Below are 14,507 nucleotides of genomic sequence, written 5' to 3'. Positions count from 1 at the left end.
TTATAAAACGCCAGCATTCGTGCTGGCGTTTTGCTTTCTGCGCAAGAATGCAGACTCAGGCATACTTGCGAACACCCCGTATTCGAATTGTATTATTTTGTTCGAACGGAATATTCAGCACTCATTATTTATCACTTATCATTCACATAAGGAGTCAAACATGACAATCAAAATCGGTGACAAACTACCAGCAGGCAGCCTCGCAGAATTTATTGAAGTTGAATCAGAGGGTTGCTCCCTCGGCCCGAATACTTTTAAAGTAGAAGATTTAACCAAAGGCAAAACTATTGCCATCTTCGGTTTGCCAGGTGCTTACACGCCAACTTGCTCCGCTAAACACGTACCGGGTTATGTGCAGCATGCCGCTGAATTTAAGGCTAAAGGCGTTGATGAAATCTGGTGTATCTCGGTCAACGATGCGTTTGTAATGGGCGCATGGGGACGCGAGCAAAAAGCAGTCGGCACAGTACGTATGATGGCCGATGGCAACGCAGATTTCAGTAAAGCATTGGGCTTGGATGCTGACTTCAGTAAGTTTGGTATGGGCACACGCTCACAGCGTTACTCGATGCTGGTTGTTGATGGCGTAGTCAAGCAATTGAACGTAGAAGAAGGCGGCAAATTTGAAGTTTCAAATGCCGAGACTTTGTTGGGGCAGTTAGCTTGATTTGAGTAGTGACAGGATGAAACAGGATGAGGATACGAGCCGGATCAAGTCTGGATCAGATCCTCGTCCATGATCTGAAGCTTGCTTGAGCATTATCAGAATATGGTACAAAGCTTAGCTTAAATATATAGGAGAGTGCGCATGATGCTCACTCTCTTATTTTTTATACTCCAGGTAAGTATATTTTATTGTCCATATATTTACTGGTCTATAGGACGTTTATAGAGAAATAATGGGGGAGTATTTGCTTTTTCCATAAAATAGATGAATTAAAGTCATTCGCCAAAGTGATTTATTAAGGCGATTCACCGCTTACTGCAATTCCGCAATCAACGCCACAATTTCTGCACCGTAGCGCTCTAATTTTTTCTCGCCAACGCCAGTCACACCTCGTAAATCGTCCATTGATCTAGGATTGGCTTTGGCGATTTCGCGCAGGGTCGAATCATGGAAAATAATGAAGGCCGCTGTGTTGTGCGCCTTGGCAGTTTCTACCCGCCACCAACGTAGTTTTTCGAAGATCGCTTGCTCGCTATTCGAGAGATTTGATTCAGCATAATCTTTCGCCGATTGACGTTTATGTTTGACGGCTTTTTCTGCTTTTTTGTATTGACGTAGTTGTACTTTGGTCTCGCCTTTTAAAACAGCGCGTGACTCCTGAGTGAGTTTGAGCGAGCTAAAATTGTCATAATCGACTGAGACCAGACCGAGTGCGATTAATTGTCGCAACAGGGCGCGCCACTCTGCTTCACTTTTGTCAGAGCCTATACCAAAAGTGGACAGCTGATCATGTCGCCATTGCTTGACGCGATCAGTGTCGATGCCACGCAAAACGTCAATGATATGACCCGCAGCGAAGCGTTGATCGGCACGGTAGATAGTAGAAAGAATTTTTTGTGCTGCCAGGCTGCCATCAAACGAGGTTGGTGGTGACAAGCAGGTGTCGCAGTTGCCGCAGGCTTGCGATTGCTGTCCAAAATAATCGAGGATATGTACGCGCCTGCAATTCAGCGTTTCGCACAAGCCCAGCATGGCATCAAGCTTAACGCCTTGCACACGTTTAAAGGTTTCATTCGCCTCAGACTCATCAATCATACGACGCTGCTGAACTACGTCTTGCAAACCATAGGCCATCCAGGCATTGGCACTCGTTCCATCACGTCCGGCACGGCCGGTTTCTTGATAATAGCCTTCAATACTTTTGGGTAAATCCAGATGGGCGACAAAGCGCACATCAGGTTTGTCGATACCCATGCCAAAGGCGATCGTCGCCGTCATCACTATCCCGTCTTCGCGCAAAAAACGAGACTGATTTTTTGTCCGGTCCGGTAGCGCCATCCCGGCATGATAGGGCAGGGCAGTGATGCCGTTTTCATTCAAAAATTCAGCGGTCTCTTCGACCTTTTTACGCGACAGGCAATACACAATCCCCGCATCGCCATTGTGTTGCGCCTGAATAAAATCGAGTAATTGCTTGCGTCCATTCGCCTTCTCCACAATTTGGTAGCGGATGTTAGGGCGATCAAAGGACGAGACAAATTGCAGTGCATTTTCTAACTGCAAGCGGTGAATAATTTCATCACGGGTTTGTTGATCGGCGGTCGCGGTCAGGGCGATACGCGGCACCGACGGAAAGCGTTCATGCAAGATCGACAGCTTGATATATTCCGGCCGGAAATCATGTCCCCACTGGGAGACGCAATGCGCCTCATCAATCGCAAAAAGAGCCAGTGGCGTTACCGATAATAATTCCAGACAACGCTGTGTCATCAAGCGCTCTGGCGCGATGTACACCATGTCCAGCTCGCCGTTACGCATCATTTTTTCGATACGTAAGGCTTCATCAAAACTTTGTGTTGAGTTGAGAAAGGCGGCGCGCACACCGACTTCTTCCAGCGCATCCACCTGATCCTGCATCAGCGCAATCAGTGGCGAGATGACGATACCGACGCCATGCCGTATCAGCGCTGGAATTTGATAACACAAAGACTTACCGCCGCCAGTTGGCATTAGCACCAGAGCGTCACCGCCCTTGACGACATGTCCGACAATTTGTTCTTGCTGCCCACGAAAAGACGGGTAGCCAAATACGGTTTGTAATAAGTGCAGTGCCGGATCGGCAGTATTGCTGGCTTCTGTCACAACTTAATCAACCCAGGCGATCGCGCCAGTGTAGGCAGTAATTAAAATCATGATACCGAAGGCAATACGGTACCAGGCAAATGCATTGAAATTATGAGAAGCGATATAACGCAATAACCAGCGTACACAAAAGAAGGCTGAGATAAATGCGGCAACAGTTCCGAGGCTAAATACCGGCACATCGGTCATCGATAATTCATGACGTGCTTTGTAGAGCGAATATACGGTTGCTCCCAGCAAGGTCGGAATCGCCAAGAAGAACGAAAACTCAGTGGCGGCTTTTCTGCTTAAGCCAAATAACATACCTCCAATAATCGTCGCGCCTGAGCGGCTGGTGCCGGGGATCAAACCGAATGATTGAGCGATACCAATTTTGAGCGCATCTAACATCGTCATATCATCCACGGACTGGACACGCGCCACTTTGTCCGCAGTGGCGACTGTGTTTGCGTTGCCAGTAACGGGTTTGTTTTTACGCTCTACCCACAAAATAATTAAGCCACCGATGATGAAGGCAAGTGCGACCGGAACTGGTGCAAACAAATATGCCTTAATCGTTTTGATGAACAAGACACCCAGTATGGCTGCGGGCAAAAAGGCAACTACCAGATTAAGCGCAAATTTCTGAGATTTTTTATCGCTCGCTAATCCCATCGTCACGCTCGCAATTTTTTGCCGATATTCCCAGCAAACCGCGAAAATTGCACCAGCTTGTATCACGATATCAAATACTTTGGCCGTATCTGATGAAATGCCTTCGGTAAAGTTAATCAGGCTACCCGTCAGTATCAAGTGCCCTGTAGAAGAGATCGGCAGGAATTCCGTCAGTCCCTCAACGATACCCATGATGATGATTTTTACGGCGAAGATAAGATCCATAGTCGGCAGAAAATTGTGAGTGAATGGGATGAAAAAAAGAAGGTAGATGATGCGTCAATGCTGGACAAATATGAGAAAAATCGCATGCTCAATTAGTCGGCACGAAGCTTAACATGGACGCATGCTACGCGCCCCTCGAATTTGTTACAAAGTGCGATAAATTCATATACTCCCCATAAATTGTTTATTAAATGGTGTATTGTCCAAATAATATATGGACATATTTAAAATACTATATGGGAGTATTTTAAATATAACAAAAAATGTTTGTACAGGTCGGGTGCGTTTGAGATTCCGTCAGCGCCATGCAGATATATGCTGGCAGGTGGTTGTCAGTGAAGAATATAGGGCTTACGCAAAATTGTCCCCCGCAAGGCGTGGCGACGAAGATAGCACTTAAGTAGAGCCAGGAGCTACAACTCAGCTGGGGCGATTTTGCGTAAGTCTGAGAGTAGTCCAACGTCGTCTGATTAATCCTGTTTTACAAAAATTGGATATGATCTATTTTGTCTTCGCGTTGCAGCGTTGTATTGCATGCGCACTTCACATACTTACCTCCACTATTGACCCATCATGCATAAATTAGTCTTATTGATATTCGTACTGGTCAGTCAGTTTGCTTCGGCGCAAACTTCTGGCAACCTGGAGGCCGGTAAGGCCGCCTTTAAAAAATGTGCTTCGTGTCACCAGTTAGGTCCCTCAGCCCGAGGTGGTTTTGGCCCTAAACTGAATGGCATTATTGGCAGACGCGCAGGGGCAACGGGTGATTATCTATATTCACAAGCAATGAAAAATTCAGGCATCGTCTGGTCAGAGAAATCGTTGACCGCATTTTTGAAGGACCCCAGCGATCTTGTACCCGGTACAAAAATGCGTTTTTACGGGATTGGTGATGAGAAGGAAATTGTCAATCTGCTTACCTACTTGCGTAGCTTTCCAATGGTTAATGCGAAGCCGGTGCAGTAATTCTCTCCAGCTCGCTAAGCCATTGAATTGCCTGCTCCCGGGTTGATCCGCACATCTCTGTGGACGGCTGAAGTCCTGAGCAACAGGAGGGGCGCTCAGGACGCCCAAAAATCTGACATTGATTATTTGCCGTCAATTGTATGCATCTGACGCCCGCCGGTTTGCCATTGGGCATTCCGGGGATAGCACTAGAAATCGAAGGGGCGGTACAACATGCACCGCAATTGTCACGACAAATCATGTGGGTATTTCATTAGTAAAAGTTATTCAGTAGAGTTTTGACCAGAATAAGGCCTAGCTTTGGCAGCACGCGCCTCGTAGATACATCTTAGTCCTTACTTAAATAGTAGCAGACACTTACCATATTGAAAAACCATCAATCCCTCCGGTGATCTTGTCGTTCGCGGCTGTATTTTGTCATTTCAGCCTCCACTTTTGTTGCTTGATCGCATAGCAATGGCGATAGGAGGATGGAAGCTGCACAATCTGGCTCAATTCGGCGCGGACATACTACAGCAGGTAATCATGCAGTTCGAGCGGAAACTGTTTCCTTGACGCTCAGGGTAGAGAAGTTTATATTACTGACTCTTCAGTAAGTTAAATTTCCCCATCATCATGTCCTGTCCGTTCAAGCCCCGCTGGGAGCGTCGTAAGGATGCTCGCCCTCAAGAATTACTTGCTGCTGCACTCGATTTATTTGTCGAGCGCGGGTTCGCTGCTACGCGTCTGGATGATGTGGCACGCATTGCAGGTGTCTCTAAAGGGACTTTGTATCTGTATTACAGCAGTAAAGAGGAGCTGTTCAAAGCAGTTGTGCGTGAAAGCGTCGTGCCTTTAATTGGCGAGGCGGGTGAATTAATTGATCAATTTACTGGCAGCACTGCCGATTTGTTCCGCCAGTTCATGGGAACCTGGTGGGAGCGGATTGGCAAAACCAAATTGTCGGGACTGAGTAAGTTAATGATGGCGGAAGCGGCTAACTTCCCTGATCTGGCACAGTTTTATTACGAAGAAGTGATCGCCCCCAGCGATGCAATGATGATACGTTTGTTGCAAAGAGGTATCGATAGCGGGGAAATGCGGAAAATTGATCCTAGTATTGGCGCCAAGATATTGATCGCGCCTATGATCATGATGATGATGTGGAAGCATTCCTATAGCGTGTGCCAGATTCGGACCGAGGATCTTGAAACCTATCTGGAACACTACATGGACATGGCATTACGTGGACTGTTAGTTAATCCAAACTGAAGTAGTTGGAGTAGTTGGTTAACGTCGGTGGACGGGCGCTCTGTTGATTTAAATTGGCCTGAATTTGTCTAACTTAGTCTGAGAGGGGTCACTGCAATACCGATGTATTCGCTCTAAAAAAACAAAATAAAAATTAAATAACACGGGATAACTATGCTGCAGCGTCGGGGATTATGGATCATTGTTGTATTGGTATTGCTAGGTGCAGGATTTTTTTTCATGAAGAAAAAATCGAGCGACAGCTTACAAAATACAAACACAGCGCAAAAAGCAGTCGCCAGCGTGACAGCGACCACAAACACACCACAAACACCGCAAATATTAGAGTTTTTACCCACGGATATTGTGACGGTTGCTTCCTCCGATATTCAAAAAACCTTGACCTTATCAGGTGCCTTGCGCGCCATGAATCAATCCGCAGTCAAGGCCAGAGTCGCGGCAGAAGTGCGCGAAGTGCTAGTGCGTGAAGGTGAGGCCGTGCAGGTCGGTCAGGTCTTAGTCAAAATGGACAGCACAGAATACGATGCCAAGCTAGAGCAGGCACGCGGCGCACTCAAGGCAGCCCAAGGCCAGCTGGATATCGCCAAGCAAACTCGTGATAATAACAAGGCATTGCTGGATAAAAATTTTATTTCAGCCAACGCCTTTGATAACGGCGTAAACCAATATGCGATCGCTGCAGCCAATGTTGACTCTGCCAAAGGTGCTTTATCCGTCGCACAAAAAGCCTTGGCAGATACCATCGTCAAGTCACCGATTGCTGGCCTGGTAAGTGTCCGCAGTGTACAACCGGGTGAAAAAGTCTCGCCCGATAATCGCTTACTGGATATTGTCGATTTACGTGTGTTAGAGATGGAAGCGGCAGTTCCTAGTCAGGATATTGCAAGCATCAAATTAGGCCAGCAAGTGACGCTCAAAGTTGAGGGCATCACTACGGCGATCGTCGGTAAAGTGACGCGGATTAATCCGGCAGTGCAGTCCGGCTCGCGCTCTATCATGACCTATATTCAGGTCGCCAATACGGATGGACAAGTTAAAGCGGGTGTCTTTGCCGAGGCGCAATTAGCACTCGATAAAAAATCAGACGTGATGACTATCCCGCAAACGGCAGTGCAATACGACGCCAATAAAGCCTTTGTCTATGCGATTGAAAACAATGTCTTACAACAAAAAAATGTGACGCTGGGATTGCAAGGCGAGAGTAATGGTACGGCTAGTGTAGAGGTTTTATCTGGTCTGGCGAAAGATGCGCAAATCGTCAAAGCTAATCTCGGCAGTTTGCGTTCCGGCGTTGCAGTGAAGGTACTGCAAGCGGCCGCTCAGACCAATAGCAAAGGCTAAGCCATGTGGTTTACGCGCATTAGCATTGGCAACCCAGTCTTAGCGACCATGATGATGGTGGCGTTTGTGGTGTTGGGTTTGTTTTCATACAAGCGTTTACGGGTGGATCAGTTCCCCGATATTACTTTTCCTGTGGTGGTAATCCAGACCGATTATCCGGGCGCATCGCCGGAAACCATCGAGTCTGACATCACCCGTAAAGTAGAAGAATCAGTTAACACCATCAATGGCATTAGCGCCTTGACCTCGCGTTCTTACGAGGGTAGTTCTGTGGTGATTATGGAGTTCGATTTAACCGTTGACCCGGCACAAGCCGCACAAGACGTGCGTGAAAAAGTTGCGCTGATTAAGTCGGGATTCCGCAAAGAAGTGAAAGAACCGCGCGTCACACGTTATGACCCCTCTGATAAACCTATTTTTTCGGTATCCGTTACTAACGACGACACGATTAAGAAAAGAGATTTCCGTGAGCTGACAACGATCGGCGATCAGATTGTCAAAAAACGTTTAGAGAATGTACGCGGCGTCGGCTCTGTTACTTTGGTCGGTGGCGTCAAACGCGAGATCAAGATTTATATTAAACCCAACGAGATGGAGGCACTTGGCCTGGGTGTCGATCAAGTCATTAATGCGGTAAAAAATGAAAACCAAGAATTACCAACGGGAGCGATACGCTCTTTGGATAATGAGAAGGTAGTGCAGATACAAGGCCGTATCAAAAATCCTGCCGATTTTGGTCGGATTATCGTCAGCAAGCGCGGTGGACAACCTGTTTTTTTGTCGCAAGTGGCCACCATTATTGACGGACAAGAAGAGCAAGAAAGTCTGGCTCTTTACAACGGTCAACGCACTCTGGCGTTGGATATTTTAAAAGCCCAGGGACAAAACACCATAGAAGTTGCCGATGGTTTGGCTGAGGCATTAAAGAATCTGACGCCGCAGCTCAAAGCCTTATATCCCGGTGTCAAAGTACAAGTCATTAAAGATGGTTCTCGCCAGATACGTGTCGGTGTAGAAAACGTACGTAGAACCTTGATCGAAGGTGCTGCACTGACTATTCTGATCGTGTTCCTCTTCTTGAATTCATGGCGCTCAACGGTGATTACCGGCCTAACTTTGCCAGTCGCTTTGATCGGTACTTTCTTATTCATGGATATGTTTGGTTTCACCATCAATATGATTACGTTGATGGCATTATCGCTTTGCGTTGGCTTGTTGATTGATGACGCGATTGTGGTGCGTGAGAATATCGTGCGCCATGCCGGCATGAAGGTGAATGGTAAGTATAAAGATCACCATACTGCCGCTTTAGAAGGTACTGCCGAAATTGGTTTAGCGGTGCTGGCAACGACATTCTCTATCGTCGCGGTATTTTTGCCGGTAGGTTTTATGGGCGGCATTATTGGTCGGTTTTTCCATCAGTTTGGTATTACGGTGACAGCGGCGGTATTGATCTCGATGTTCGTCTCTTTCACCTTAGATCCTATGTTGTCGTCGATCTGGCCAGATCCTGATGTCCATGCCAATGCTGAAGATAAAGCTAGCAAAGGGCGCAAAGGGTTTTACGCCAATACCATTGGTCGTGTGCTGGAGCAATTTGAGCGCGGTGTACAGTGGTTTTCTGCTGCATATCAGAACATGCTTAGGTGGTCGCTCAAGCATCGCATCATGACTTTGCTCATTGCCGCATTGACTTTTATCGGTGGCTTATTAATCCCTATTGGTGGGCTGATAGGATCAGAGTTTATTCCGCAAGCAGATTACTCAGAAACGGGCATCACCTTTTATACTCCAGTTGGTTCTTCCTTAGAACTGACCGAGACCAAGGTGCATCAAGTTGAGTCGGTGTTGAAAGAATTTCCAGAAGTCTTGGATACTTACAGCACCGTTAATACTGGTTCCGCCCAAGGTAAAAGTTATGTGACGACATACATCCGTCTAGTCCCGCGTAAAGATCGCATTAGAAGCACATCGCAGATGTCGATTCCATTGCGTAATCGCTTAACGCAAATTGCAGGTATTACCGTTACGCATATCGGCGCACTGGACGGTGTGGGTGGCGATAACAAACAACTACGGTTTAGCTTGCTTGGTACCGATCTCAAGCAATTAGCCATCATGTCAGAAGACGTGCAGCGCCGCCTTCGCGCCATCCCTGGCTTAGTGGACCTGGACTCTAGCCTGAAGGCTGAAAAGCCGACTATTTCGATTCAGCCTAAACGTGATATCGGTGCTGATCTTGGTGTTGGCGTGGCACAAATTGGGAATGCCTTGCGACCTTTATTAGCGGGTGAAGCCGCAACCACCTGGCGCGCACCAGATAATGAAAATTATGATGTATCAGTGCGTTTGTCGCCTAGCGATAGAAATAACCAAGATGATTTATCACGCTTGATGCTGGCGAGTTCTCAAACCAATGCCGATGGTTCTCCCAAGATGGTGCCTTTGCGTCAGGTCGCTGATATCCAGGCATCGACTGGCGCCAATCAGATTAATCGCCGGGATTTAAATCGTGAGGTTGAGCTGTCAGCCAATGTGGTCGGGCGCTCTGCCGGAGAAGTTAGCGCCGAGGTCAAGAAGATTTTAGACAGCATGCAATGGCAGCCAGGTTATCGCTATCAGATGGGCGGAGCGTCTAAAAATATGGCGGAATCATTTGGCTATGCTGTGTCTGCACTGGCTTTGGCAGTGATTTTTATTTACATGATTTTGGCATCGCAGTTTGCCAGCTTCTTGCAGCCGATTGCGATTATGACTGCTTTGCCGATGACACTGATTGGTGTTTTCCTGGCACTGATGTTTTTCCGGTCGACCTTGAATATGTTTTCCATTATCGGCTTCATCATGTTGATGGGTCTGGTGACCAAGAATGCGATTTTGCTGGTGGATTTTGCCAATCAGGCACGGAGGGACGGGATGAACCGGATCGATGCCTTGTTAGAGGCCGCTCATGTCAGGTTGCGTCCTATTTTGATGACCACCCTGGCAATGGTATTTGGTATGGTGCCTCTGGCATTTGCCTTGACCGAGGGTTCAGAGCAAAGAGCACCTATGGGGCAGGCGGTGATCGGCGGCATTATCACCTCGTCCTTATTGACGTTGGTGGTTGTGCCGGTGATGTACACCTATCTAGACGATTTGGGCGAATGGTTTAAAAAGAAATGGCTATCTTGAACAAATTATCTTTACTCAGAATTGAAGCAGTAGCGGTACAGAAGGTGTAGTCAGTGTAGTTAGTGAAGGATTCTTCTATGTGGCAGCGCGCTTTGATAAAATGCGGGTTCCCCATCATTAATGCGACAGAGTGAACAATATGAATATCGAACAAGCCCGTTTTAACATGATAGAACAGCAAATCCGTCCATGGAATGTACTGGATCAGGATGTTTTAAATTTATTGATCATTTGTAAGCGTGAAAACTTTTTCCCGGAAAGCCAAAAAAGTCTGGCATTTTTTGATACCGAGTTACCGCTTGCGGATGGCACTTTTGCATTGAGTCCAAAACTCGAAGCACGTATTTTGCAAGAACTGTTCGTTAAAAAGCAGGAGTCAGTTTTAGTGATCGGTACGGGCACTGGATATTTGCCCGCTTTGTTAGCGCATCAGGCACACCATGTCACCACGACTGAAACCAATCCGGCGCTGGCAGAAACGGCTAAACACAATTTGCGCGAGAACGATGTTCCTAATGTCACCGTGATTGTTGGCAACGGCTTAATCGCTAATAACAATACTTACGATGTGATCGTTGTCAGTGGTTCGCTAGAGATTGTGCCTACGCATTTGCAACAGCAATTGAACGTCGGCGGTCGTCTGTTTGTGATCGCAGGTCAAGCTCCTGCGATGTCGGCACAACTTATTTTGCGTGAATCAGCAACAGAATTTAAGACCACGACTTTGTTTGAAACAGTCGTACCGGCATTGCCGCAATCTGTGCCTGCATCCAAGTTTAAATTTTAAAAAATAGGAATTGGCTCATGCAACATATGACAGCGCCTGAATTGGCCATCTGGTTAGCGGATCAAACAAAAACACCGCCTTTATTGCTCGACGTACGGGAACCATGGGAGTACGAAACTTGTCATATTCCCGGTGCGGTATTGATGCCGATGCAGAGTATTCCGGTTAGACATCAGGAGCTTGATTCAGACCTTAGTATTGTTTGTATTTGCCATCATGGTGCCCGTAGTATGCAAGTCGCACATTTTTTAGAGCAGCATGATTTTACGAATGTGATCAACCTGACCGGCGGTGTACATGCCTGGGCACAGCAGGTGGATAACGCAATGCCGGTGTATTGATTTTAATTAATCCGTTTTGATTAATTCGCTTCGATTGTTTCGATTAATTTCGTTTTGATAAATTTCGACTTAATTTATTGCAGCTTGTGGAACAAAGTTTTTAACTGACGTCTGTACTACTGATTTTGATCATTTACTTTACTACCTACCTATCTACTTATTTACTCTTTCGGAGTGTTACATGCGTAATCCCATCATTGCCACACTGATCGCCGGTGTTTTTCTGACTCTCGATGCCAGTGCCGCTGATTTGCTGCAAATCTACAAAGATGCATTGGCGAACGATGCGCAATACAGCAGTGCGCGCGCTTCGCAAGTGGCTGGTTTAGAAAAAGTAGTGCAGGGACGCGCAGGCTTGTTGCCCAACGTGGCTTTGAGCGGTAGTGATGTTCGCACCACGGCAGAAATTCAGCCCGACGCGCCGTTTACGAGTAAAGGCACGGGTTACACCAATACCTATAGCTTAGCTTTATCCCAGCCCTTATTTCGTTGGGCAAACTGGCAGCAATATGAGCAAGGTAAATTATTGGTCGTAGCCAGCGATGCGCAATTTGCACAAGCGCAGCAAGATTTAATTGTCAGAGTTGGTCAAGCTTATTTTGATGTGCTGACATCGCAAGATGCTCTGGAAACTTTGCAAGCTCAAAAGGCGGCGATCTCTGAACAGTTGGCTTCAGCTAAGCGCAATTTTGAAGTCGGTACCTCCACCATTACTGACACGCATGAGGCGCAGGCACGTTACGATTTGACGGTAGCGCAAGAGTTTGCAGGCATCAGTGACCTGCAAATCAAACGCGCAGCCTTGCAACAAATTATTGGTAAAGAAGCCGGTGATCTGGCGATCCTCAAACGTGGTATTCAAATCAGCTCGCCACAACCGGCGCAGATTGGTGACTGGGTGAGTTCCGCCGAGAAGCAAAATTACGGCGTAGTCGCATCACAAGTTTCGTTAGAGATCGCACGCCGTGATATCTCCAGAAACCGCGCCGGTCATTATCCTACGCTAGATCTGGTTGCCAGTTCCGGTCGTAATTCTAATGGCGGTAATAGTTCACTTAACGGTAACGGTGTTGTTAAATCGAACTCGATCGGTGTGCAATGGAATATTCCGCTGTTCTCTGGTTTTGCAGTCGACAGCCGGGTGCGTGAATCCATCGCATTAGAAGATAAAGCCAGAAGCGATTTGGACTTCACTCGCCGCACAGCGGCACAAAATGCCCGTCAGGCATTCTTGGGCGTCACTAGTGGTCTGGCACAGGTAAAGGCGTATGAGGCGGCTGAGATTTCTTCGCAATCCGCGTTAGACTCTAACAAGCTGGGATATCAGGTTGGTGTACGTATCAATATCGACGTTTTGAATGCGCAGCAGCAGTTGTACACCACACGTCAAAATTTGGCGAAAGCGCGTTATGACACGATCATGAACGGCCTGCGTCTTAAATCCGCTGCCGGTACTTTAAAAGAAGCTGATCTGATCGAGATTAACGATTTGCTTTTACATTAATTCTTAGCCGTATGGTTTGTGCAGCAGATTGACTGCACTTTATTTCGCTTCTAAAAAATTGGCTTTGCTAATAGCAATGATCCGGTTTTAAGAAGCGTTTTTTTTGCTATGTTGGACTTATGATGTCGATGTTCCAGGCTTGATAGAGTGGATCGTGTTAGTGGTGCTGCCGTATTCCTTATCGACCGTACCAGGTGGTCCAAACAATATTTTTATTCGCATAAGCCAAGTCTTTGCCGACCACAGATCTCTGACTAATTTACTCCACTCATGTAGTGCAATTTTTATTGGATTGTAGCTATACAATCTTTCAGTTAAGCCGTAGCGTATTTGTATGCCAGCTTGCTCTTGTCTGAAGGTGCCAAACAGGCGATCAAAAATAATCAGGACGCCACCGTAGTTGCAATCCAGATATTCAGGATTGGATGCATGATGCACGCTGTGGTGTGCTGGTGTGTTCAGTACCCACTCCAACGGCCCCAATGTTGGTATCCACGGTGCATGTATCCAAAACTGATAAAGCAGATTAATCGCCACTACTGCTATTACCGTTGCTGGTGCAAATCCCAACCAGACTAATGGCGTAAAAAATAAACTAGTGCCTGTCAGCTTACCGGTCCAGCCCAAGCGCATAGCCGCAGCTAGATTCAATTCATTCGGTGAATGATGTACCGAGTGCGTCGCCCAAAACCACCGCACTGCATGCGACGTACGGTGGTACCAATAGTAAAAAAACTCTTGCCCGATGAATAGCAAAACAAATGCAAAAGGCGTAGAAAGTTCTATCGTATTGATCCGATGTGTATAGGCAAAAAACAGTATTGGTGCTGCGATAGAAATACCCGATGCATCAATCAATCGGCGGATGATCATATCCACCGCAGTCGCCGCATAGGCGCGCCAATCATAGGATTTTTTACTGTAAAACGTTAGCACTATCCCCTCGATAGTGGCCGCTAGAAGAATAATTAATAGCAAGCCAAAAATCCAGGGTAAGGTCTTTGCGCTGATCAGTTGTGTCGTCAATTCGTTACGCATCATGTGGCTCGCCGCCTTGGCATTGATGACTTAAAAAATAAGTAAAAATTATTTGTCTGTGATGGAGGATTTGCATTCTTCATTAAATTCGCTGCGATGTTCTTTAGCGCATTGTTTGATTTTTTTAGGATCAGATTCTTTACCGCAAAGCTCTTTGATTTGTTCGCCACAGGATGACACTACTTTCATTTTTTCTTGGCAGCCCGCAGATAATTCACTTTGATGTTCCTTCAGACATCCGGCTAAACGGCCACCGCCGGGTTTGATTGATGGGCAGAATTTAGAGAAATCTGCGCGGCAGGCTTTTTGTACTGAGCCAGCATCTTCTGCCTGACTATGTGCTGCACCGAGTATAAAAAGACTGGCTGTCAACATCTTCAACAAGGTGGATATAGAGACGCGTTGAGTTTGCATGAT

The 14,507-nt window shown here is 46.7% G+C and carries 13 protein-coding genes; 8 read left to right on the top strand and 5 right to left on the bottom strand.

Translation table 11 applies throughout. The features are described 5' to 3' along the window. Nucleotides 1-160 precede the first annotated feature (160 nt). Nucleotides 161-667 carry a peroxiredoxin gene (locus AAKU64_RS10435; RefSeq protein ID WP_354332677.1) on the top strand — a complete coding sequence of 169 codons (507 nt, stop codon included), beginning with the start codon at nucleotides 161-163 and terminating at the stop codon, nucleotides 665-667. A 312-nt stretch (nucleotides 668-979) separates the two neighbouring features. On the opposite strand, the gene recQ is transcribed toward AAKU64_RS10435, so the two are convergent. Continuing rightward, complete coding sequence (gene recQ, locus AAKU64_RS10430; protein WP_322121249.1) at nucleotides 980-2,809, bottom strand: DNA helicase RecQ; 1,830 nt, start codon at nucleotides 2,807-2,809, stop codon at nucleotides 980-982. Nucleotides 2,810-2,812: 3 nt separating this feature from the next. Then, the gene (locus AAKU64_RS10425) at nucleotides 2,813-3,688 is read right to left on the bottom strand and encodes an undecaprenyl-diphosphate phosphatase (protein ID WP_354362117.1); all 876 of its coding nucleotides are present in this window, start codon (nucleotides 3,686-3,688) and stop codon (nucleotides 2,813-2,815) included. A 573-nt stretch (nucleotides 3,689-4,261) separates the two neighbouring features. Between AAKU64_RS10425 and AAKU64_RS10420 the strand changes: the two genes are divergently transcribed. Beyond that, nucleotides 4,262-4,654 carry a c-type cytochrome gene (locus tag AAKU64_RS10420; protein ID WP_354362116.1) on the top strand — a complete coding sequence of 131 codons (393 nt, stop codon included), beginning with the start codon at nucleotides 4,262-4,264 and terminating at the stop codon, nucleotides 4,652-4,654. Here AAKU64_RS10420 and AAKU64_RS10415 read toward each other — a convergent pair. Beyond that, nucleotides 4,632-4,838: a Fe-S-cluster oxidoreductase gene (locus AAKU64_RS10415; protein ID WP_354328878.1), complete on the bottom strand. Its 207-nt coding sequence runs from the start codon at nucleotides 4,836-4,838 to the stop codon at nucleotides 4,632-4,634. The genes AAKU64_RS10420 and AAKU64_RS10415 overlap by 23 nt on opposite strands. Nucleotides 4,839-5,269: 431 nt before the next feature. Between AAKU64_RS10415 and AAKU64_RS10410 the strand changes: the two genes are divergently transcribed. The 6 genes from AAKU64_RS10410 (at nucleotide 5,270) to AAKU64_RS10385 (ending at nucleotide 13,052) form a co-directional block, all read left to right on the top strand. Then, nucleotides 5,270-5,905, top strand: a complete 636-nt coding sequence (locus tag AAKU64_RS10410) for a TetR/AcrR family transcriptional regulator (RefSeq protein ID WP_354328865.1) — start codon at nucleotides 5,270-5,272, stop codon at nucleotides 5,903-5,905. A 153-nt stretch (nucleotides 5,906-6,058) separates the two neighbouring features. Then, on the top strand, nucleotides 6,059-7,246 hold the full coding sequence (locus AAKU64_RS10405; RefSeq protein WP_354362115.1) for an efflux RND transporter periplasmic adaptor subunit: 1,188 nt from the start codon (nucleotides 6,059-6,061) through the stop codon (nucleotides 7,244-7,246). Nucleotides 7,247-7,249: 3 nt separating this feature from the next. Further along, entirely contained in the window at nucleotides 7,250-10,420 is a 3,171-nt protein-coding gene (locus AAKU64_RS10400; RefSeq protein WP_354362114.1) for an efflux RND transporter permease subunit, read from the top strand. A gap of 139 nt (nucleotides 10,421-10,559) precedes the next feature. After that, the gene (locus AAKU64_RS10395; protein ID WP_354362113.1) at nucleotides 10,560-11,207 is read left to right on the top strand and encodes a protein-L-isoaspartate O-methyltransferase family protein; all 648 of its coding nucleotides are present in this window, start codon (nucleotides 10,560-10,562) and stop codon (nucleotides 11,205-11,207) included. Between the two features lie 17 nt (nucleotides 11,208-11,224). Then, a complete protein-coding gene (locus tag AAKU64_RS10390) occupies nucleotides 11,225-11,548 on the top strand; it encodes a rhodanese-like domain-containing protein (RefSeq protein WP_322121256.1) in 324 nt (107 codons plus the stop codon). A gap of 181 nt (nucleotides 11,549-11,729) precedes the next feature. Then, nucleotides 11,730-13,052: a TolC family outer membrane protein gene (locus AAKU64_RS10385; protein ID WP_354362112.1), complete on the top strand. Its 1,323-nt coding sequence runs from the start codon at nucleotides 11,730-11,732 to the stop codon at nucleotides 13,050-13,052. 117 nt (nucleotides 13,053-13,169) lie between these two features. On the opposite strand, the gene AAKU64_RS10380 is transcribed toward AAKU64_RS10385, so the two are convergent. Both AAKU64_RS10380 and AAKU64_RS10375 read right to left on the bottom strand, forming a co-directional pair. Next, on the bottom strand, nucleotides 13,170-14,093 hold the full coding sequence (locus AAKU64_RS10380) for a sterol desaturase family protein (RefSeq protein WP_354362111.1): 924 nt from the start codon (nucleotides 14,091-14,093) through the stop codon (nucleotides 13,170-13,172). Nucleotides 14,094-14,138: 45 nt separating this feature from the next. Continuing rightward, nucleotides 14,139-14,504 carry a cysteine rich repeat-containing protein gene (locus AAKU64_RS10375; RefSeq protein ID WP_354328860.1) on the bottom strand — a complete coding sequence of 122 codons (366 nt, stop codon included), beginning with the start codon at nucleotides 14,502-14,504 and terminating at the stop codon, nucleotides 14,139-14,141. Between the last annotated feature and the right edge of the window lie 3 nt (nucleotides 14,505-14,507).

The organism is Undibacterium sp. GrIS 1.8 (genome assembly GCF_040544445.1).
Lineage (GTDB): Bacteria > Pseudomonadota > Gammaproteobacteria > Burkholderiales > Burkholderiaceae_D > Undibacterium.
The sequence above is the reverse complement of the archived record's forward strand: the minus strand, read 5'-3'. Positions and strand labels throughout refer to the sequence as shown.